A 23,527-nucleotide genomic window follows, 5' to 3' on the forward strand; every position below is an offset into this window, starting at 1 on the left:
ATCAAGTGCTTTTAAATAAAAAATTACTTTAAAACTGTACGTTCAAGCCAAAGGTCCAGGTGCGGGCTACCGGATAACCATCCGATTGATCGCGGCCCAGCGCTGAAACGTTCTCCGGATTCGGGCCGCTGTAACTGGAGAATGTTTTTACGTTGTTACAGGTGAGGTAGCAACGTACTGTGTTAAGGCCATAACGCCTGGTAAGGTTTTTATTAAGCGTATAACCAACAGTTACCGTATTCAGCTTGAAATAAGAGCCATCTTCCTGAAATAAAGTCTGATCCACACGGTAAGGATTTACCGCACCTGCGCGGGTGTAATCGAATGGATCCGGATAAGCTGCATGACTGCCACTTCTTTTCCAATAATCAATGGTATTGAAATCGACGATAGAATTATTACCAAAGGGAGTACTCAGGTATTTCAGTCTTTCAGACAAAGCATCATTCAGGATATCGCGAACAGCTGTATAAGAAGCATTGATACTTAAACTAAAGCTTTTATAATAGATCTGTGATTGTAATCCTCCGGTAACCAGCGGCTGTGAATTACCCTGTGCTGTATAATCGTTGATGTCGAGAATATAATTACCATCACGGTCTAACCAATAGGGATCACCAGCTTGAAAATATTGGCCCGTTTCCGTGCGATATCTCAGCCCGGTAGCAGGATCAATGGGTACATCGTTGTTGCTGGCGAATACGCCTTTGGTTGTGAGCAGATAGTTACCCAGGGAGTTGCTGCCTACACGGAAAAATGTTTTGTTGCCGTTATCATCTATCTGTACCACTTGTCTGGCGCCGCCAGGCAGGTGAGTAAGCACATCTTTGCTCAATGCGCCATTCACGGAGATAGTCCATTGCACAGGCGAATTAACGGGCAATGGCCGGAATGTGAGGGCTAACTCATAACCATATACGGTGAGCGCAGTTTCGTCTGTTACTACTTTATTAAAACCGGTTATATCCGGCAAGTCCATGGAGCGTAGCTGATTGGTAACCGGTTTATAGTATGCATCGAAGATTACTTCCACACGGCTGTTGAATAACCCTGCTTCCAAGCCCAGGTCGTATTGGGTGGTGGTAGCCGGCCTCAGTGAAGGATTGGGCAACTGGTAAAAATCGGAACCAATGCGGATATTACCGTTGTAAGTACCTTTTGGATTATAGGTGCCGTAGATATCGAATATATTCCCGGAAGGAACAATATTCTGTCCCCAGCTACCGCGTAAACAGCCATAGGTAAGCCACTTCAGATCTTTTAAGAAATCTTCTTTATTAAAGTTCCACCTTACACCCAATGAAGGATTTTTAGAATAGGGATTCTCAAAACCCGTAGTAGAAGTCCCATCTAAACGATAGCTTGCATCCAGTACATATTTCTGTTTATAATTGTAAGAAAACAGGGCTGCGAACGAAGCGGTATGACTCGTGGCATAATTATCCAGCAATCCTCCACCCTTAGATGCATCGTTACCGTATCCCAAAGGGCCCTGATACTGGTCGTTCGGCATACGTTCCGTTTGCAGCACTTTTGCCTGCAAGGCTTTGTTATATATTTCGTTAGTACCAATTAAAGTAAAGTTGTGCGCTTTGTTGATGCTTTTAAAATAAGTAATGGAATTACGGTTATAGAGGGAAACATTACGGTCGTCGTAGGCCTTTATCCGTGAGTAATCGTTATTGGCCGCTGCTGGCGTAAATTCGTCTGTGGTATTTGAAGCATAAGTATAGCTGACATTAGTACCTAGGCTCAACCCATCTACCAACTGATAGGTAACGTCTATGCTGGCAGTCATGTTCAACGTTTTATTATCATTCTTTTTCTCCAATGCGCCAAGGTAACTGGCAGTACTTAAGTAAAAAGAAGGCGCCGGCAGCAGGGAAGATTTCTTTCCATTGTCTGCCACACCACTCTGTAACAAGCTATTACCACTACCTAATTTCCGGTTACCCACCTGGGTATTCAGTACGCCAAATACTTTTAATTTAGGAGATGGCTGATACAACATATTGGTATTAATAGTATAACGGTCGAAACCCGTATTTTTGATCACTCCATTTTCATGATAATACGAGAGGTCTGTTTTATAATTAAAAGTAGGATCTCCACCACTGATATTGATATCATGTGTTTGATTATAGGTAGTTTGATAGAAGATACCTTGCCAGTTGGTAGAGCTGTTATAGTAAGGATTCAGACTATCTGCCAACATGGGATTGTTGGAAATATTCAAGATATCTGTGTAAGTGCCGTTCTGCATAATTTCCTTCACCCTGATCTGGCGTTCCAGGTTACCTCCTACAGTAGCGCGCAGGGTAGGTTTTTCACTCACAAAGAAATTTCCGGTATAGCGTACCACTGGTATTTTGGAGCTTCCGCGACGGGTAGTAATAAGGATCACGCCATACGCGGCCCGGGAACCGTATAAGGCAGTGGCTTGCCCATCTTTCAGGATCTCCATGCTCTGCACATCTTCCGGAGGAATCAGCGACAGTGGGCTTACTCCCGGACCTTGCGATTCGAAGCCATAGGTAAAGCTGCCATCTGCATCTACCGGCACCCCATCTATTACGTATAGTGGGGAAGTAGGCGACAGAAAAGAGTTGGCGCCACTACCGGATACCGTAATATTGGATACCCCTCTGATAGATACAGACCCTCTGGCTCCAGGCGAACCGGTATTATTTTGTACGTTCAAACCAGCTACCCTTCCTTGCAGCAGTTGTTCAATGTTGGCGGTAGGTACATCCTGTATGTCTTTCCCGCTAACGATCACCGAGCTACCCGTAGTCAGCTCCCTGGTTTTTTGTTGGTACCCCACAATCACAGCCTCATTCAATTTATTTTCATTCACACTGAGACGGATGTCCAAAGGCTTACCCACCCTTGGTTTTACGGTATACTCCCGATACCCTACATAACGGAAAGTAAGAGCAGCATCCGGCGATACTTTTACATTAAAATTTCCCTTTGCATCTGTAACGCCTACTACTTTTCTTTCTTTACCTACTACTTCCACAATGCCTACACCTACCATAGCGTCGGTAGACTCACGGTCGCTTACCATGCCCGTAATGGTCACCTTGGGTTGTTGGGCGGATACAACAGTGGCATGCAACAACAGTCCGATCAGCCATAGGGCACTGTTTACCAGGTATCTGGTGGTAAAACAACCACCTTTACCAGAAAAATTTATTTTAAAGATATTTGGTTTCATATCACCAGATCATTTATTTCAAAATGTGATTCACAAGGAGTACCGTATACGTTTTTATGTTCTTATTCATCTCTGAACCGCGGGTTATCACTGAAGAAATAAAAGATGATTTCCCAATCCCCTTTCTGATAAATTGAAAAAGCGAAGTCGATGGCAGCTGTTTGCCGGTTACCCCCAAACCCTTTACGGTCGTAAGAAAAATGGACCCTGGCCTGGGAACCGTCGCTGGTAGTCCAACGGGTAGGATAGTTAATCACGGGTATAGGATAAGCCACGTCATAGCGTATATACTGTGCCGTTGCCTTCACATTAAATCCATGCACCAAACTGTCTAACGACCCTGTTGTTCTGAACATAGCAGGATTAATGGGCAGGGAATCTTTACCCAGGAACTTGAAAGTAAGAGAGTTGCCATCGCCTGTTTTATGGAATACCACCCGCACACTATCGGATATAACAGGGCGTTCGGTACTGTCGCCCAAAATATTGCTGATTGCAGGATGAACATATTTATACAGGAACTTACTGGAATCACCGGGATTAGGATATTCCATGGCCGGCTGGCCCGTAGTAGGATCGATATCGGTAGCAGGGCTATAAGGCAATTCGCGTGTAGGCGTTAAGGTAAGATCCCTGTAGGTATTGGTACCACCAGAATTAGCGGCGACTACATCAAACAGATAACCCGAATCAGGATACTGGCGCAACATAGTGCTGTCGGCCTGTGCCCACAGAATAAAATCGCCACTTTTTTCACGGATTTCCCAAACAGGATGATTTTCCAGTTGTCTTTTCGCCTCTATTTCCGCCAATGATTTTTCATCACCAGTGTATCCTTGCTTCCATACCCATACAGGTATCACCTTTTCCAGGTCTTGGGTAGGCTGTCCGTTAGAACGGTAACGCACATTCACAATTTTGAAAGTGATTGGCGTAGAGGAATTATCGGTATTGAATACACGTGAGAACACCGTAGTGCGGCCTAATATTGGATTAAACAGCTTTTGCGTGTACACTGCTTTCGGGCTCAGGTAATCCACGCTATCCGGCAGCCATTTACGGCATGCGGCAGATCCCAATAGCAAAACCGCCATTGCTAGCATCCATCCATATCTTAATTTTCCGTACATAGCTTTCATCATTTATACGTTTCGTTAACCTTAATTAACTTCACTGATTTTAAAAGATCTGATATTGTAGTTACCCGTTTCCAGGAAAAACCGCATCACGTGGACGCCTTTTTTGAGGTGTGCGGTACGGGGCGATTTTACATTTATCCAAGTACTCCAGCCACCGGTATTAGGGCAATTCATGGGCCCTGTTACATCCTGCCCATCTATCTCAAAATGGAACCGGTTATTACCGTTCGGTTCATTCGGGCTACTTACCCCGGCATAGAAGAAATAGTCGCTTTCTTTTTTTACATCAATGGTATAGCTCAACCACTCCCCATCACTGGTCCATCCCACATCGAAACCACCACCATCTTTATTCTGTTCTATGTCTACACCCTCACTGGTGCGGTATTTACCACCATTGTTGCCCGGGTCGGCATCATGGTACCCTATCCCTTCCCCACCTTTATCAAATTCCTCTACTGGGATAGTGCCTGGCACTGGATAAGGCTTGTTTAACGGCAGGAAACGCATATAGCGCAGATTATAGTTAGCCAGATCATAGGTTACTTTGAGTTGATGTTTACCGGCAGGGAGATCACGGGTAACAATCTCATTATCATACCAGTTTTGGTTACCTTCCGTACCTTTTATTTTAATACCATTAGTAACAGGATTACCATCCATTTCCAGGTGTAGTGTACCGCCTCCCTGCGCTTCCGTTTTAGAAGAAGCAGCACGAAGCAACAAACGGTACTGGCCAGGCTCATTCACCATTACAGTGTATATGAGCCATTCTCCCGAGTTGGTCCAGCCAACATCATAACCATTTTCCCCGTTACCCGCATTTTCAATATCCACGCCTTCATTAGGACGGTATTGGGCGCCATTGTTATTAACATCATTGTCGTGATAAGCCACCGATTCTCCGCCTTTATCGAACTGTTCGAAGCCGATAGTACCAGGTATCGGTAACGGAGCTACGTTATAGGGGATGGGCAATGTAGGGTTTACACGGCCAATGAACTCATCGAAGCCGAAAATATGGTTCCGGTCCATTACGTTTACCAGGCCGTTGTTGGTACGGATATCTACTGCCACAGTGTTGCTGGTAGTCCATTGCCGGGTATATATAACGCCCTTGGTATTGCTGAACTGGATCACACCTGGGCCTCCTTCTGTATAGCCCTCCGCCCGGGTGGTTACATACTTACCATGCATGATATAATTATAACGGGCCGCAATAAGATCTATGCCATCCTGCCCGCTCATACTGTCGGCAGGAACGGTACCGTGGATTAAATAGCGAGTTACCATGGAGTCCAGCTCATTGGCCGCTACTGTAGCTAGGTATAACAAAGGACGGCCCTGGGCTTTCCGGAGATTGTTCATATTGGAAATAGCCTCCTGAAAACTAGCATTGGTAGGTGCAAACACGGTATAGTTACCCGTTTTGAGGCTATCTGCAAGGTGGCTCCTTTCTATTACATACAGGAAGGAATCATATACCCCTGTCTGGCTTTTCAGGAAATCGTAGGTACTCCCCGAAAATTCGTGAATGATATTTTTATGGTTGTAGTAACCGCTGTCTTTTTTACATCCGGCATACAAGAACAATATCACCAGTCCTGTTACTGCACCAAAACGAAATATGTTCTTTCGCATGATAAATAGTTTGTTGGTTTATGAATCGATATTATCTGTTGATCCAGTAAGGGTTTTGTGTGATAAGCTTATTTTGTGACAGCACCTCCTTCGACACCGGCCAATAGATACCTCCTTCATCGATCAGGCGGATAAAATTGGCATCACTTCGTTTTAACTTATTATAGCGGATCAAGTCAAACCAACGCCATCCCTCTCCCATCAACTCTTTACGGCGTTCCCGGAAAATGGCCTCCAACAGATCGCCTTCCTTATCCGCGTTATAATGCAACATTTTACGTTGATCGCGCAGCTGATTAAGCAGATCGGTAGCGCCGCCCTGATCCCCCAATACGGCCAGGGCTTCTGCCCGCAAAAGCGATATCTCTTCCATCCGGGTAAACATCATCGCGCTGCCGAAAATGCGGAAGTCTGGATCTGAGGTAGCCCCATCTTGTATCACTTTTATTTTGGAGAAGATGGGAATATGACTGTCAAAGCTGGTGAAATAACGGGTACTGGCAGGTTCCCCAGTAATGCTATCCAGGCTGAAACGCTCATCACGGTACTGATCGAAGAGCGATAGAATTGTGTCTTTAGGCACATAGATTTCTGGTTGTGATTTAGATACCATGGGAGCTGCAAGCGTTAGTTCTTCCAGATGGCCGGAATAGGAACCATCACCATTATTAAAATCAAAATCCAGTGCAATGATGCGGTTCACGATCGGGGTAGTACCACGACCAGAGAAGAAGCCATTGGATTTGGTAAGGTCTTCTGTGTTCAGGAAACTATGGCCTTCTTTGAGGTAATTATCAATAACAAATTTCGTATAAGCTGCTACATTAGAATACTTGGATTGCCAGGCAGCTACATGTGCCAGTAATGCATATGCGCTGAGCTTTCGGGCCAAGATACCGTTCCATTTATCACCTGTTTCATTATAGTAATTGCCCAATTGCTGAGGGTCGTTGCTGCTATACATATATGGTAACGCATCTGCCGATGCCTGCAGTTCTTGTTCAATAAAGGCCAGTACACGCTGTTGGGGGTCACGGGCCTTATTCTCAAATTCTCCGTCGTGGGAAGTGGTGATCAGCGGCACATCTCCCCATATGCGTATCAGGTAGAAATAGGCAAATGCGCGGAGAAAGCGCACCTGTGCAATATCTACATTCATATTTTGCTCACTATAGCGTGGGTCTCTGGCCTTCACATCGCCTACATGTTCAAGGAACAGGTTAGCGGCATTCACTACCGCATAGAAACGCCTCCAGTTGGAAAGTTCGTTGAGCATATCCAGCGGCGCGTGCAGGTTATTCCTAATCACTGCATCAATATCCTGGCGCTGTACTGCTGCAAAGTCGCCGTTACGCAACTCCCCATACATCCAGAAAGCATTGTTATTGGCTAGCGCAGCCCGCATCAATCCATATACGCCGATCAATGCACTACGGGTATCTTCATGCGAATTCCACATATTCTTCTCAGCCACAGTATGAGAGGAATCAATATCCAGTAATTTTTTACAGCCCGGAAGTACCGTACCCGTGAGAAGGACCAGCAACAATAATCTGGCTGCCAGCGCTCCTTTTAAATGATTACTACAAGAAAATGGATACTTCATTCAAAAATTATTTATGCTGTTCAATTAATTATTGCATTGCGCCGGCGTTTACAAGTCCATTTTTACGCCGAGAGTATATGTTCTCGAAATAGGCAGCCCATAGCCATTATCCACTCCATTGAAGTAGATCAGCTCCGGATCTCCTCCTGTATAGGGAGTAATGGTAAACAAGTTGCTGGCAGTGCCATAAATAGTAAAGCCATGGATCGGCGAATTTTTATTCCACCAGCGAGCCTTCGTTACATCATATTGCAGGGAAATATTACGCAGCTTCAGGAAAGAACCGTTTTCCAGGAATAGGTCCTGGTCTGCCCGGTAGGCGCCCACTTTGCTCCAGGGATTGTAGAGCGGATAACGGGTATAATCCCCAACTTTCTGCCAGAAGGTAATTTCCTTTACTGCATCCATGGAGATCTGTCCTTCGTGGTTTACAAAATCAAGGTGGTTAGCCATATCCTGGTTCAGGATTTTTTTACCTAGGGCATAGTACAACGTAAAGCTCAGGGTGAAGTTGCGGTATACCACGTCGCTGCTGAAACCTCCGGATACTTGCGGCAGGTAATGGCCTTTTAGTACTTTGTCATTATCATCAATGGTATTATCACCATTCTGGTCTTTCCAGATAGGATCGCCTGCAGACAGCGGCGTACCTTTATAAGTTCGTTTATTGCCTGTTTTAGTGTCTGTAGGAATATCCCTGTCCCGGTTATAGATACCTTTATTTTCCAGTACCCAAAACTGATCGATCGCATGGCCTACCTGCAGTATACGGGCATTGTTACCTGTACTGGTCGTCATTTGGGTAATTCCGCCAGGCAATGCCAGCAAGGTATTCTGGTTAAAATTGATATTAGCAGCGGGTATCCATTGCAATTTACTGGCTGCAGGCAGCACATTTGCCTGAATGGTAAAATCGGCGCCACGGTTGCGGACCTTCAGCCCGTTCTGGTAAATAGAAGTATAGCCATATTCTGCGCCACCTGGCACATTGATCAGCATATTGTTATCTACTTTGTTATATACATCCAACGATATATTCACCCGGCGCTGCAACACAGCCAGGTCTAGTCCAAGATCCAGCTGATCTGAATAAGGCCATTTTATACCTGTACCGATATACCCAGTAGAATAGGGCCTGGACAAGGCTGGCAATGCGTTGTATGAAAATTTCAACGGATTATTATTGAAAGAAAGGTCGGATACATATTGAGGACCTTCGCCAAAACGGTCGTCGGTCAGCAAACGGGCAATGCGTCCCCAACTGGCATGCAGGCGAAGGTCGTTAATACTTTGACGGTCTGCCAGCAATGCTTTCTTAGCATTCCAGCCGGCAGAAAAAGTAGGGGATACCGTCCACCAGTTGTCGGGTTGCGCACTGGAAGAACCATCGGAGCGTACCAGCACCGAAAAGTCCCATACATCGTTATAACGGTATATACCACGGCCAAAGAAAGACAACAGGCGATGGCGCTGTTTATCCAGTGCCATGTTAATGAGTGCACGGTTATATACTTTAGGGGTAAGATAATTATCCTGGTTCTGATCTGAATACAACAGGTTTAGTTTAATGAGATCATTGGGACCGTTGTAGGCATAAGAGAAATTATACCGGTTAAAATCTGCCTCAAATACTTGCCCGGCTTCCATGCTGAGGTCGTGCACCTGCCCCCAGGCATGATGAAAATTAAGGGTATTATTAAAGGATACCCGTTGGTTATAGCCAAAATAATCAGACACATAGTTCACCGTTTCCATCAGGGTACTGGGATAAAACACATCCCGCAACCCTTCGTTATAATCTGCGCTCAGATTAGAAGTAAAGTTCCAATCTTGTGAAAATGCTACTTTCAGGCGGAAAAATCCATTGATGCTATTGGACTTATTATTATCAAACGATTTATCGTATTCGGCCAGGAAAGCCGCGTAGGCGTCTTTATTGGGCGGCAACGGAGCGCCCAGGTCCGGCAGGTATTGTACGCCGGCAAAACGGTCTCTCAGCGATTTATTACGTTGCCTTTCCAGCCGGGTGGCATTGATCATCATTGACATGGTAAGCCAGGATACTGGCACCATATTAATTTCGAACATAGCATTGTAGCGGTCGAGTTTCGTATTGTCGCCCGGGTGCTGCATTTGTTCGTTGCCAATAGCAAAACGGAAATTGGCCCTATCCGAACCACTCGACAAACTCGCATTGGCGCCTCTTATCAACTTATTGCTGTAATAAAGATCTGTCCAATTGGCTGGACCATAATATGCCTGGTTAGTAGAATCGCGCAGGTACATGGGGTAGGTAAGGATATCATCCAGGGTAGCATAACGGCTATAATACGGCTGGCGGAAATCATTTTCATACCTGGCATTCGTTGTATATATACTTGGCCGCTGCGTAATACCAAACCAGGTATTGAAAGCGATCTTACGGCCACCGATCACCGGCGCTTTAGTGCGGATAGAGATCACACCACCATTAGCTGCGCGGGGGCCATATATAGCTGCAGCGGCGTAATCTTTCAATACTTCTACAGATGCGATATTATTAGGATCGATAGCGGCCAGCAAGTTCGTAGCCGGACCAATACGGGTATAATCATATTGTTGCACATCAAAAGCAAAAGGATGGTCCATGATTAATGGAATACCGTCTAGTACTACCAAAGGCTGCGCGTCGTATACATCTTTATGGGAAGTAAGCGGAATAGCAGTACCCCGTATCATCATGCCCATTTCCGTACCGGGCTCGCCACTGGGTTCCTGGATATATACGCCGGCGATATCTCCTTTCAGCATTTGCTGCAAGGCGGAATAAGGATAGATAGCCGCCCGGTTTATATCCAGGCTGTTTTTTCTGAACGCTGCCATTTGATTCGTATCCACAGGAAGCATACTTTTACGGATACTATCGAGTTTTGCTTTTCCCGACAACGGCTTCACTATAGTGTCATTTGGAACAAAGCCCATTACCGGCGCCGGCAGATCCGTATTACCCCAGGTGCTCTTGCTTTCAGCCACTGCTGTTGCTGTCAACAAACAACCGGTCAGCAAACCTATTACACAGCGTCGCATGATGAAATGCATATACTATTTTTTTGTGTATGAGAAATAATAAACTTTGCCTGCCGGATACCTGATCCGGCCGTGTAATTTCATCTTACCAGGTAATTGCCACAGTAACACGCAAGGTGTTAGCCAGCGGGTGTAATGGATCACCGCCTGCGGGTATTAAGTAAGAAAAATCCAGCGCTGCGATGTTATATTTCAGGCCAAATCCTGCAGAGAGGTATTTCCGGTTACCTTTTGTTTTATGTTCGTTATAGTAACCGGCACGTAGGGCAAACAGGTTACCATACGTATATTCTGCACCGGTAGCATACATCAGCTCGTGCAATTCTTCCGACAGTCCACCGGGTGCATCGCCGAAAGAGCCAAAAGTACCCCTGAGGATACCTTTTTGCCGGTAGTCCGGGATACCGTCTTTATTGCCGTCTACCGTATCTGGTGTAGGCGCCAGCAGTTTGTTGATATCCAGTGTCAGCGTCAATGCATTTTTGTTATCTAACTGGTACGTATAGCCGCCACCGATACCCAGGTTGGCGGGAAGGAAATATTTATCCTCGCTGTTGGTAGAATAAGAGATTTTAGTGCCGATGTTAGACATTACCGCCCCTAAACGCCAGGTACCTTTCCCACCTCCGCCGTATTGTTTCAGGCTGGTGTAGGTAAGGCTAACATCACTGGCAAAAGCGTTCCCCGCCTTGTAGTTTCCCACACCGCCAGCCTTTGTCCCGGAAGCCAGTTTGGAATGGATATAACGGAAAGCTATTCCCACAGACCAATGTTCAGATAACTTGCGGGCATATCCGGCGTCCAGCGACAATTCGCCTGGTTTCACCTGGCCCTGGTCCATTCCCTGGAAATCTTCCAATTGTATAGTTCCCAGGTTGAAGTAGCGGAATCCTATACCGATGGCCTGCAGACTGTCTAGCTTCTTATAAGCCGATATACTGGCCAGATACACGTCGCTGGCCATAGACCTTAGCCAGGGGGTAAAACTCCCGGAAACCGCCCTTTCCGCCTCCGCAAACGGTATTTGTGAGAGGTTAGAGAACACCGAGTTAGCATCTGGTGATAAAGCGATGCCAGCATCGCCGAGTGCAGAACGCCGGGCGTCGGGGGTAATGCGGAGAAAAGGCACCGCAGTATTAATCACATTTGTACGGCCATCTACGCCGCCATACGACATTTGCGCAGCTGCTTTTTTTTCCGGCAACAGCAGGGAGCAACCTATCAGGCCTGCCAGCCACCACCGATATGCTGATGTAAATGCACGGGGCTGCCTGGGCGCCCTTTTGTCCTGATTAAAACCTGGATACATCATGTCAAATAATTTATAGAAATAAGAGCCTCCTGATGATACATAGTGATTTATTTGCCTACCTGGCAATGATCAATTTTCCTTTCGCCACCGAGTTACCAGACAGCACCTTTACGAAGTACACACCATCGGCCAGGGTGCTGGTATTGATAACGCAATAAGTATAGCCACCATTTACCAGGGTGGTAGCTACCACTGCTCCCCTGCTATCAGTAACCACTACACGGTAACCATCGCGAGTGATCACAATACCCGTCCAACTGATACGTGCCTGGTTACCGGCAGGATTGGGAGTAATAGACAGCAGTGCTGGTGGCAAGTGGGTATCTATCAGGGAGGTATCCCTAGCCTCCCCAATGATCACATAAGTAGCAGAAGATACTGCAGACGCCTTCATACCCGCCTTAACGGCAATAGCATTGATGGTAACGCTATCCGTTACCTGGATCAGATTATAGTATATAGAAGAATTTTCATCGGGCATACTACCGTCGGTAGTATAATAGATAGTAGCGCCTTTGGTGTCGGTGAACAATCCTACCTGCCGCACACCATTATAGGTACCTCCCGGGAAGCTGAACTGTGGCGCGCTGGCAGCAGCTTCATCATTGCCTATAATATAACTGGCAATGGCCACTCTGGAGTCGCTCAGGCCATCAGCCGAAGCATAAGCTTTCAGGGTAGCAATAGTACTGATATCTACCGGTGCGGTATATACAGGCGAACTGGAATTAAGCACATTGTCGTTGAGGGCATAATGGATCACTGCACCGGGAGTAGCACAGGAAATCGCTACTTGTTGGGCACTGGCGTAAGTACCTTCGGCGATGCTGAAAACCGGCTGCTTTGTTCCTTCCGGCAAAATAGTATAAGTACCTGCTGTTACCTGCGAAGCGGTGCGGCCTTCTTTTACGGCAAAGGCTTTAATACGCATAGTAGAATCAATATGGATGCTGTCTGTATATACTAAAGAAGCCGTGGTAGGCGTACTGCCATCGGTAGTATAATAGATAGTGGAACCTGGCTCCCCAACCACAATGGCCATTTTAACGGGATCGTTATAGATACCTGCGGAAGGTACAAACACCGGATCTGGTATTACGGGCGGCATTACACTCAGGAGTGCGGAAGACACTTCCGATACATACATACCATCTATATAAGTACTGGCTTTCACGGTAGTAGTACTCGTAATGTGAAGCGTATCCTGAGGATTATACACTGGCGAATTCACAGTAGGCGTAGTGCCGTCGAGGGTATAATGAATAACGCCGCCATCTGTAGTAGTGCTCATGGTTACGGCTACGCTGCCTTCAAACAAACCCCGGTCTGGCGTTATTTTAGGCCTGGCGGCCACCTGTGGCAACAAAGCATAAAAATAGGAAGAAGGCACTTGCTGTTGTGGAATGTTTGGCCCGGTCCATTTAAAATACATAATATTAGCACCGCCACCTCCTTCAAAAAACTCTATTTCGATAGGATAAAGCTTTCCTGCCTCCAGGGTCGCCTGGCCGGAGAAGTCGGAGCAGCAGTTGCCTTTATTATCCATTACTACCGTACCCGGATCAGCTTCCCGGTTTGCATAGTCCTTAATAATAAACTTAAATCCATCATCTGCGTTGGAGTTAAAAGTATAGGTACCGGAAACGGGTACACGAAACATGCCCCTCCAACGTACCGAGAAAGTATCATTAGTAATACGTGGATCAGGAGAATTACCGCCCCAGTTATACCAAAAAATGGAATCCAGGCGGGAAAATACCAATGTTGTGAAATGGAGGCCATTATTCCTATCGTTATAATAATAGCCGATCAGCCCGCGGGCAGTATCTCCCGGCGGCGCTACTGTAAAGGAAGTATGCGGACTACTTTCAACCGCCTTGCTTCCCATAGCCAATAGAAGACCAGTGGCCATACAGCTGATAATAAGTATCAATTTGTTTAATTGTTTCATATTCAATGATGAATTTTATCGGAAACTACCTCTTCCGATTCCATTTTATAGATAGCCTACCTAACTGAATATTTATTCAAAACAAGCGACATGACAATCCCTGCACCTGCAGACAGGCGGCAAATAGTAAAGGAAAAGTATATTGGTTCCGGTATCAGGAATGCAGATACCCGGCACAGTAGCTATACAGCTACATTACCCTTAAAAAACTATGGTGTACTAATTTTCATGCGATAGATATTTGCCCGGTGAATACAACAGGACCAATGGAATAGGGATAGATATTCCATCTGCCTGAAAAAAATTTCAGTTGACTAGTCTATCAATGCCATACTAATCATGTAAAATGGTACTCGTCGGAATACGCATCAGATAAAATGCCAGAAACACAGGACAGTTCGAGGCCAACAACTACACTTCCCAGATCTGCCCGGAAAATCTACGGTTGATAAAATAACTTTTCAGCTGATTGTTCAGTCACATTTTGTAAGCATCAGACTATATATTGTTTTCAAACATTCTCCCTGCCGTGCTACATCAGTTAAAAAATCCGGAGAACGCCGGCAATCCGCCAACTCCTGTATGAACTGGTAAAATAGGAGTATACTGCCTGTACAATTGAACCTTAAAAGAGAGCTACAAATGCCTGTAACGTGGAAATCGTGGAATTCTTTTTCTTTTCTTCTGATTAGTAATACTACATCATGATTTTGGAATTATTCATTTGTTATTAAGACCCGTAATGCTAAAACGTTTTAACCACACTAAAATACGATCGTAAATTCGAAAATCCAAAGTTTTGCTAAAATTAATTTTATATACAAAATTGTCTCAATACCTTGACAAATAAAGGATAAAATAACATCTGGCTATAATAAAATACTGCAATATTGTGCTCTTTATTTTAAAAAAAATTAAAAACAAGACCAATAAAAATCCAGCAAGGATAAGGCATATTCATGACCGTTATCCTTGCTGGATTTTATTTTTAATATTTGGCTTCCCTTACTTTTTCCTCTCCGGCACCTCTTCTCCGTAACTACCTTTTCCATGAAACCAATTCGCCGCCTGGCCAGTCAGCCATAGATAATAATCACTTCCCAAATCACTATCAATACCTACAAAAGTGCCATCGCCATTAAGTGGCAAATGATCAGTAGTAGCGCATTTGAAGATAGAAGTACCTTCATTCATTTCATCGAACATCGCTACATATAACATCTCTGCACCGGCACTTTTAGCCCCCGCTACCTGCCGCCAGAAGAAACTACCTCTTTCACGCGGAATAGCGTTAGACCTGGGGCCATTCATATTTTTCCAGGAAAAGCCTGGAAATGCCAAGGGCACATAATCTACACCGTTATGCTTACACCAGGCTACATCCTCACTAACCAGTCCTTTAAACTGATCATAACTCTTACCATTATATCTCCCTACAAACCACGGCATAATTACGTCAGACTTCCTGATGATCCGGTGCAGGTCTTCATCTTTTACTGCATCCTGGCCCTGCGCCCTCCAATAGGTAGGAACTCCCAACATTACACTAAATCCCTTCGCTTTCATCGTATCCAGCAGAGTTTCTACTTCTTTCAATCCATAAGCGCGGTGATCATTAAATCCTACCCCCCAGATCACAATCATTGGTTTACCGTTATGATGCAGATAAGTCGGGCTTTTCTTTCCTTTAATCAGGTCGTATTTTTTTATGAGTTCATCCAGGTCGCCAAGTACCAGCTGCTCTTCGCCGGGTCGCATTCCACTAAGGTCGTACATCACTGCAATGGCGCGGTCATATTTTTTTGCTGCGCCCATGGCATGGTCCAGTACTGCATTGAAATGCTTTTTACCGCTGGGATTACGGATCTCCGCAACAAACCGCTGCATGAATACCCCATCTATACCATAATCTTTCATCCATTTAAAATGCAGGAATACAGTAGACTCATCGTACGGACTAAATACGGAAGCGGGTGTTCCATCGGCGTAACTGAAATCCGTTTTATACGTTTTTTTATATTCCCTGACATCTGGCCACAGGTCTATTTCGCAAGAACCAGGTTTAAATACCCCCCGGTGCTCATAGTGGTGCCATCTCCTTCCTGCACTGTCACCTGGCGTATTAAACCACCCTTGATAACCGGCCATTACCAGGCCTTTATAGGTTGGATACCTGGGGGAATGTTGTGCCTGCGCGCGGGCATACCCTAACAGGCTACACGCTAAAAAAAAGATCACGCTTTTTAACAACCGTTTACTTCTCATATTACTTTTACTATTGAGCTGATGATAATTTTGTGACTGTTACTTTTCCGTTGCGAATATTAAATTGTACTTCGGGAAATAGTCTGATGGCGAAAGATAATGGTCCAGGGTTTCCACTTCTCCAACAAATCAATATATAGGCTAAAGATAGTGCTTTTTCAATAGCATATATCGCCACTTATAAACGCTTTTAACCGTTAAACGCGGGTTAGCTTACAACAACTAAAAAATAAGGGGCAAAGTATTTTGTCTTTGCCCCTTATATAAATAATATGCATTTTTTAACCGATAGTAGCCAACCACTCTGCTGTTGTTTTTATCTCTGCCTGACGGGGGAATATTTTGGTCATCAGGAATTCATGCGTTTCCTGATCCGAATCTGCACAACCATCAGATAATACGATCAGGCTATAATCCTTATCTGCTGCTTCTCTTACTGTATTAAGCACAATACCGCTGGTAGCATAACCGGTGATAATAAGCTGTTCTGCCTTGAGAGATCTGAGCACTATATCCAGATCGCTGCCAGCAAATGCACTGATACGTTTTTTAGTGACAATGATATCTTCTGGCAGAGGAGCCGCTGCCGGATGTATTTCCGCTCCTTCTGATCCTGCTATAAATAAACCTCCACTTTCTCTAATAGCAGCAAAATTCTTGTTAACAGGATTGATATCCGGGTAGCCAGGCCTAAAACCCAATACTACGTATACCACCGTAATATTCGCAGCCCTGGCGCCAGCTACCACCTTTTCTATATTGGCCAGCAATGGGGCAGGATTAGGGTTAAACTCCATCATTTTCTTCTGGATATCCATTACTAGCAAGACAGTACCTTGATTTGTTGTTCCCATAAGAATGTAATTTTAGAGACGTGATTTATCTGTTTTTTGTGATTGTGATGATTTAGCAGGTATTTGACTGGCTGACTTATTAAAGAGGACTGGTAGTAAAAAAATGGTGATCACCCCACAAGCAATCAATGCATAGCCTGCCAGTGAATGTAAACCAGTATCGGTAGCCCCTCCATGAAACTCATGTTTAAGCCTCGACCCTGCCACAATAGCGCCTATATAACCCACCGTGCGGTATAACCCAAAAGAAATGCCCACCTGATCTACCGGCGCGGCCACATATAAAGTAGCCTGGTTCGCAATCGTTATAACCCCCATGGATATCCCTAACAAGACAGAAGTACCTATTACCAACAATAACGAAACATGTTGATTCAATAAAAATAAACCGGCTGCTGCCGCCGTAATGCTAATAGTGCCCGCTACCTGTAACCGGTTATGATTACGGGTACGCGATACCAACAACCCCACTCCCATGGCAGCTATCGACAAAGGCAACATCATCAGTCCTACCCTGGAGGGATTGATATCTTTAGATTGCTCCAGCCACTGCGGGAGTCCATACAGCGCGAGGTACATAACAAAATTGATGGCAATTTGCCGTAGAAAGGTAGTACTTAACGGCAGATTCATGGCTAACAAACGTACATTAATAAAGGGTTGAAGATGACGTTTTTCCATCTGCACAAAAAACCATAATACCACGATAATAGCCGGTACCTGTATATACAACCAATAAGGATACAGTAACGTCAATAAAAACCCAATAAGTAATATGCTAAAAACACCTGCTCCCGGAAGATCCAGACCTTTAACAGACTTGGCCTCGGCCGGTTCCTGCTCAGGTAAAGGCAGTTGTTTTTTCTCCCAGGCAGTTAACCCCAAGGCAATCAGCACTAATGGAATATTAACAAAAAAGATCCCTTGCCAACCGAAATGTTCTGTAAGTATGCCACCTAGGAAAGGGCCAAAAGCAATGGATATCTGCGAAGCCGTAGCAATTACGCCCAGTACCATACCCGGCACTTCTTGCTGCAATGCTGCATACCGCTGCCGGATCAACGTCATCGCAGACGGATAAGCTGCCGAGGAACCAAGTCCCAGTAATATCCTCGACACAATAAGCCAGCTGAAATTAACAGCAAAAACACCAATCGCCGCTGAAATCAGGATCAGTATAAATCCCAGCACATTTATTTTCCTGGCGCTGAAAATATCTGCCAATCTGCCCATCAGCGGTTGGCCAATCGCAGAAGTAAGATATAATGGCACTATCAGCAAAGCTCCTGCTCCCAGATCCTGTTTGAATGTGCTGCAAATAACCACAATGGCGGTAGCCAGCATAGTGGAGTTCAGCGGATTTAACATGTTCCCCAGGATCAGAGGCGCCATAAACAATGCCGTGCCTTTTTTATAACTACTCTTCATAATGCGTCCTTGCTATAGTTCCGTTACCTCTATGAGCAACGATAATGCTTCTTTAATCAACTTTTTCTGATGATTGTTGTACTTCCCTGCGATTACCTGCGCCAACCATTCTTCCCGCTCCTGACGGCTCTCCTCTACCATGTGCTTACCTTTCCTGGTAAGCGACACTAAAGTTTTCCGGCCGTCTTCCGGCGCACTCTTCCGCGCTATATATTCCAGCTTTTCCAAGCGGTTTAATATCTGTGACATAAATTGGGAAGAGATGTTGAGCTGCGCTCCTAATGCTGAAGGATACAGGGCTTTATGGTTCATCAGGATGCTTATTACATTACCTTCTGCAATAGACAGGGCATCCGGATTACTGATCTGCTTGCGCAAGCGCCGGCTCATCCTGGTAACGAGGTTGCGAAGCTCCTGGGCAATAGCCTGATCTTCTTTTGAAATCATAATTTACCAAAGTTACTTTGCAAATTTACTTTGGTGTATTGAGAAAAGCAAATTACTTCTTCGCTACCTTTTGTGGGTAGACTGATATTAGCCAGCAAACACAAGTTATCTTAATGGCTCAAAGGGAATAATATCGCCCAACACAGACGATCAAATAAACGTTACGTATAAACGCTTCATTTCAAAAAAGGGGCTGTATCAAAGTAATTTTTGCTCGATTTTATTCGGGTACCTGATGGAGAGAATTTCAATATAAGTAATTCTCAGGCCCTTTAGATTACTTTTGATACAGCCTCTGATGAATTATTTGGCGGGAATTTCCCGTAGAATATGCAATAAGTAGTTATAGAACCTTTCTACAGAGGAGATCTGTACTCTTTCATCGGGAGAATGGGCGCCGCGGATAGTAGGCCCAAAAGAAATCATATCCAGCTTACCGAAATGCGCTCCCAGGATACCACATTCCAACCCGGCATGACAGGCACCCACCTTTGGCGTATGGGTGAAATGATCTTTATACAAGTCCAATATTAATTGGAGTATTACTGAACCCGCATCAGGGCGCCATCCGGGATAATCACCCCCTTGTACTACCTCGCAACCTATATTTTCGAAACCGGCTTTTACTGCCGCAGCCACATCTGCTTTGGTGCTTTGTACACTACTGCGCTGCAGTGATTGGGTGATAAATACGCCTTCTTTCACAATTACTCTGGCCAGATTGGTAGAGGCTTCCACCAGCCCGCTAATATCAGGACTCATACGGAATACTCCGTTAGGCATTGCATAAACAGCTTTTAACAAACGGGATAGGTATTCCGGGTCCATTACCAAGGAGGGTACTGCAATAGGTAATAAATCTACCTGCAATCCCATTTCAATGGCATGATACTCTTCTTTCAGCACGCCAGTGAACGTTTCCACAAAAGCGATGAACTTTTCTTTGTCCTTTTCCGGCACTGCTATCTGTGCCCGCGATTCTCTCGGGATCGCATTGCGCAAACTTCCTCCGTCGAGACCAACCAATTGTATATCGAATAACTGATGAGCGTTATACAGTAAACGGTTCATGAGCTTATTGGCATTACCCCTTCCCCGGTGTATATCCATACCGGAATGACCGCCAACCAAACCTCTTATGCGGATTTCAAAACCAATAAATCCATCTCCCAGCGGCACTTCGGTGTAGTTACCCTTTGTATTGGTATCTAACCCCCCAGCGCAACCAATAGTAATTTCATCTTCCTCTTCGGTATCCAGATTAAGCAAGATAGTACCGGAAAAATTGACAGGGTCTAACTGCATGGCGCCTGTCATCCCGGTTTCTTCATCCACCGTAAACATAGCCTCAATAGCTGGATGCACCAGCTCCTTATCTGCCAATACCGACATAATAGCGGCAACGCCTATACCATTATCAGCGCCCAGCGTAGTGCCTTTCGCTTTCACCCAATCACCATCCACATACATCTCAATGCCCTGCGTATCAAAATCAAATACAGTATCTCCGTTTTTTTGATGCACCATATCCAGGTGTGATTGCAGGATCACCGTTTGCCGGCCTTCCATACCAGGCGAGGCAGGCTTCTTGATCACCACATTACCGATGGCATCACGTTGTGTTTCCAGTCCGAGGTGCTTACCATACTCCATGATGAAAGCCACCACCTGTTCTTCTTGCTTAGAAGCACGGGGAATCGCATTCAACCGGGCAAAATTGCTCCATAAAATCTGTGGAGATAAATCTTTTATTTCCATTGTCGGCTAAGTTATTGGCAGCAAAGTAAGGGAATCGGCTTAAACGGCAAAAAGTAGATAGAGAGCAACTATGTTTTAACACGAGGAGACCTGACAAACAACCACGACATCAACCCACCTAAAAAAGCCAGACAGGCGGTTATACTCATAATTTTTCCATATGCACTGATAAATCCTTCATGATATGCCTTTACAATAGCAGCATGGTATCCGGTAGCAATACCCGGCGGCGGCATAGCATCACCCAGATTGGCCACTTGCGCCATAACAGCCTGTTGCTGCCGCTGATCTAACGGTAACGATTGTATGCGCTGTTGCAGGGAAGTCGCAAAAAACAGCACTGCCAACGCGCCAAAAATAGCAGTAGCAAATACGCCTGCAATCCTCGTAATGGCATTATTAACCCCCGAAGCTGTACCGGATAAGTGGTCGCTCACCGCTCCCATCACTGTAGCAGTAAGTGGCGCCACCGTAAAAGACATACCCAGGCCAAACACGAGCACACCCGGAAAAAAAGTAGTCCAATAGTCGGCCGGGCCACCGGTTTGCTTTACAAAAGACAATATCAACATCCCTAACCCAGCCACACAGGGGCCTACTACTAAAAACCAGCGCGGCCCATACTTGTCGGCCAAACTGCCCGCAAAACGCGCCAACAAAATCATTAAAGCCGTAAAGGGTAAAAAGGTAAGCCCCGACTCCAATTGACTATATCCCTGTACCTGTACTAAATTAAGGGAAAGAAATAACAGGCTGGCGCCTAACGCCGCATAGAGGAAGAAGGAAAGCAAGTTAACGCCACTGAAAGTAAGGTTACGGAACAAACCTAAAGGCATCATGGGATGCGGGCTTTTATGCTCCACGGCTATAAAAACTACCAGCAACAGCAACCCTGCGCCTATAGTACCATATACCTGAGGGTGCGCCCATCCATAGGCCGGCATACGCAAAAAGCCAAAAGTAAGCGATGCTAATCCTAACGCAATTAAAATGGCTCCCGGAAAATCCAATCCCTGGCCATCACCCGGTTCCTTGCTCTCTCTTACTTTCTTCCACAAGAACAACAAGGCCAGCAAGCCTATTGGCACGTTAATAAAAAAAATATAACGCCACAAACCGGCATCCGCCAAAGCGCCACCCAATACCGGGCCTCCTATTGTTACCAGGGTAGTAACGGAAGACCAGGTACCGATAGCCTTTCCGCGTTCATGTTCATCGATAGAAGAAGATATCAGGGAAAGACTGCCCGGTACCATGAATGCCCCACCCACCCCTTGTATGATCCTGCAAAGGATTAACATGGTAGCGGTTCCTGCAAATCCACATGCTGCAGATCCTAAAATAAAGATAAAGGTCCCGGCCATGAATACCTTCTTACGGCCAACCTGATCACCCAAGGTACCACCTATTAATATCAGGGAGGCCAGCATCAGCATATAGGCGTTAAGCACCCAGAAGAGATCTGGCCCGGAGGCCTTTAAGCCCTTCTGTAAGGAAGGCAGCACTACATTCAGGGCGGTAGCGTCTATAAACACCATGGCGGAAGCCAAAATAGTCGATACCATGATCCATTTGCCTGCAGTGCTGCCAAGTGAAACAGTGCCCATTATCAGCGGGTTTTAATGTCTGGATAACGTGCAGGAAGGGGGAAATGTTTTTAACGGCCTATTCCGTTGTTATTGATCATACCTGTAAACCATATCAATGCGGAGATCAATACGCTGCATCTGCAAGCGAGGCGCCCATCACGCGCATAAACAACTCTTCGTTTAAAAGGTCTTTAATAGATCTGACAATAAAATCAGGAGAGTAGCCAAAATGCGCCAGGTCGGCTTCACTGGTTACGCCAGACAAAGTAAGGATAGTAGTAAAGCCCATAGAGCCTGCACCCAAAATATCCGTTCCCATTGTATCACCAATCATCACAGTTTCGTCTGTGGTGAGCTGCAATGTTTTCCTGGCCATGCGCATCATTACGGGACTGGGCTTACCCACACTGAAAGCCTTTATACCGCTGGCCGTCTCTAACATAGCCACCAGCGCACCACAACCGGCCCGGTACTTGCCATCGCCTACTGGGCAATTGGGATCAAGATTGGTAGCAATCAATTTAGCGCCGTTCATGACCATATTCAATGCTTTATCTACAGATTCCAGCATGATAGTTCTTCCCTCACCTATAATAACGTAATCGGGTTGATCATCTACAATAGAATAACCTGCATTATACAATTCTGTCAACAATCCGCCTTCACCAATTACATAAGCTGTCCCATTTTCTTTTTTGGAGGCCAGGTACCTGGCAGTAGCCATCGCACAGGTAAAAATATCTGTTTCATTGACTTGGAACCCCATTTTATTCAGCTTATAACAAACATCCCTGCCAGTACGCTGGCTGTTATTTGTTAAAAATAGAAAAGGTAACCCTTTTTCTCTCAGCCAATTAATAAATTCTACTGCGCCGGGAATAGGTTCACTGCCCTTATAGATAACCCCGTCCATGTCGATAAGAAATCCCTTTTTTTTCATAGCAATCAGATATTGGTAAATAAATTAGTATCCGGTAAAAGAACATTCAAACAACTATGGAATGGATAAAGGCAGGAGCTGCGTAAGTACAGCGGGGTATTTTATAAAGATTATCCGAAGAGCAATAATCTTAATTAAAGATAAGATTAATTCCTGTATAAGAAGATTTTTTTTAAGTTGCCTTTTCCTCATCTTCAGATAGCGTACCGGACAGCAGTAAAAGGAAGCTATCCCAATATTTCCAACCATATTTCGTATATACATTAACGTAACATTAGTATAGTTCCAGCCAAAGCATACCTCAACGTCAC

General features: G+C 45.2%; 14 protein-coding genes. All 14 read right to left on the reverse strand.

Going from position 1 to position 23,527, the window contains the following annotated elements; all coding sequences use genetic code 11:
• Positions 1-28 precede the first annotated feature (28 nt).
• The 14 genes from ACDQ55_RS15370 to ACDQ55_RS15435 all read right to left on the reverse strand — a co-directional run bounded on the left by ACDQ55_RS15370 (position 29) and on the right by ACDQ55_RS15435 (position 23,216).
• Positions 29-3,220, reverse strand: coding sequence for a SusC/RagA family TonB-linked outer membrane protein (locus ACDQ55_RS15370; protein WP_420982293.1), 3,192 nt, complete (start codon positions 3,218-3,220; stop codon positions 29-31).
• 62 nt (positions 3,221-3,282) lie between these two features.
• The gene (locus ACDQ55_RS15375) at positions 3,283-4,350 is read right to left on the reverse strand and encodes a DUF5007 domain-containing protein (RefSeq protein ID WP_420982294.1); all 1,068 of its coding nucleotides are present in this window, start codon (positions 4,348-4,350) and stop codon (positions 3,283-3,285) included.
• Positions 4,351-4,380: 30 nt separating this feature from the next.
• Positions 4,381-6,000, reverse strand: coding sequence for a carbohydrate-binding protein (locus tag ACDQ55_RS15380; protein ID WP_420982295.1), 1,620 nt, complete (start codon positions 5,998-6,000; stop codon positions 4,381-4,383).
• A 31-nt stretch (positions 6,001-6,031) separates the two neighbouring features.
• Positions 6,032-7,606, reverse strand: coding sequence for a RagB/SusD family nutrient uptake outer membrane protein (locus ACDQ55_RS15385; RefSeq protein ID WP_420982296.1), 1,575 nt, complete (start codon positions 7,604-7,606; stop codon positions 6,032-6,034).
• Positions 7,607-7,654: 48 nt separating this feature from the next.
• Complete coding sequence (locus ACDQ55_RS15390) at positions 7,655-10,684, reverse strand: SusC/RagA family TonB-linked outer membrane protein (protein ID WP_420982297.1); 3,030 nt, start codon at positions 10,682-10,684, stop codon at positions 7,655-7,657.
• Between the two features lie 73 nt (positions 10,685-10,757).
• On the reverse strand, positions 10,758-11,984 hold the full coding sequence (gene porV, locus ACDQ55_RS15395) for a type IX secretion system outer membrane channel protein PorV (protein ID WP_420982298.1): 1,227 nt from the start codon (positions 11,982-11,984) through the stop codon (positions 10,758-10,760).
• A gap of 55 nt (positions 11,985-12,039) precedes the next feature.
• Positions 12,040-13,935, reverse strand: a complete 1,896-nt coding sequence (locus ACDQ55_RS15400) for a chitobiase/beta-hexosaminidase C-terminal domain-containing protein (protein WP_420982299.1) — start codon at positions 13,933-13,935, stop codon at positions 12,040-12,042.
• A 1,005-nt stretch (positions 13,936-14,940) separates the two neighbouring features.
• Positions 14,941-16,200 carry a glycoside hydrolase family 71/99-like protein gene (locus tag ACDQ55_RS15405; protein ID WP_420982300.1) on the reverse strand — a complete coding sequence of 420 codons (1,260 nt, stop codon included), beginning with the start codon at positions 16,198-16,200 and terminating at the stop codon, positions 14,941-14,943.
• Between the two features lie 281 nt (positions 16,201-16,481).
• A complete protein-coding gene (locus ACDQ55_RS15410) occupies positions 16,482-17,054 on the reverse strand; it encodes a cysteine hydrolase family protein (RefSeq protein WP_420982301.1) in 573 nt (190 codons plus the stop codon).
• Positions 17,055-17,066: 12 nt separating this feature from the next.
• Entirely contained in the window at positions 17,067-18,482 is a 1,416-nt protein-coding gene (locus tag ACDQ55_RS15415; RefSeq protein WP_420982302.1) for an MFS transporter, read from the reverse strand.
• A 12-nt stretch (positions 18,483-18,494) separates the two neighbouring features.
• Positions 18,495-18,929 (reverse strand): MarR family winged helix-turn-helix transcriptional regulator, encoded by a 435-nt coding sequence (locus ACDQ55_RS15420; RefSeq protein WP_420982303.1) that lies wholly within the window; start codon positions 18,927-18,929, stop codon positions 18,495-18,497.
• A gap of 303 nt (positions 18,930-19,232) precedes the next feature.
• Positions 19,233-20,687: an aminoacyl-histidine dipeptidase gene (locus tag ACDQ55_RS15425; protein WP_420982304.1), complete on the reverse strand. Its 1,455-nt coding sequence runs from the start codon at positions 20,685-20,687 to the stop codon at positions 19,233-19,235.
• Positions 20,688-20,755: 68 nt separating this feature from the next.
• Positions 20,756-22,294: an MFS transporter gene (locus ACDQ55_RS15430; RefSeq protein WP_420982305.1), complete on the reverse strand. Its 1,539-nt coding sequence runs from the start codon at positions 22,292-22,294 to the stop codon at positions 20,756-20,758.
• A 106-nt stretch (positions 22,295-22,400) separates the two neighbouring features.
• Entirely contained in the window at positions 22,401-23,216 is an 816-nt protein-coding gene (locus tag ACDQ55_RS15435; RefSeq protein WP_420982306.1) for an HAD-IIA family hydrolase, read from the reverse strand.
• Positions 23,217-23,527: the final 311 nt, after the last annotated feature.

It is taken from the genome of Chitinophaga sp. 30R24, assembly GCF_049056765.1.
Lineage (GTDB): Bacteria > Bacteroidota > Bacteroidia > Chitinophagales > Chitinophagaceae > Chitinophaga.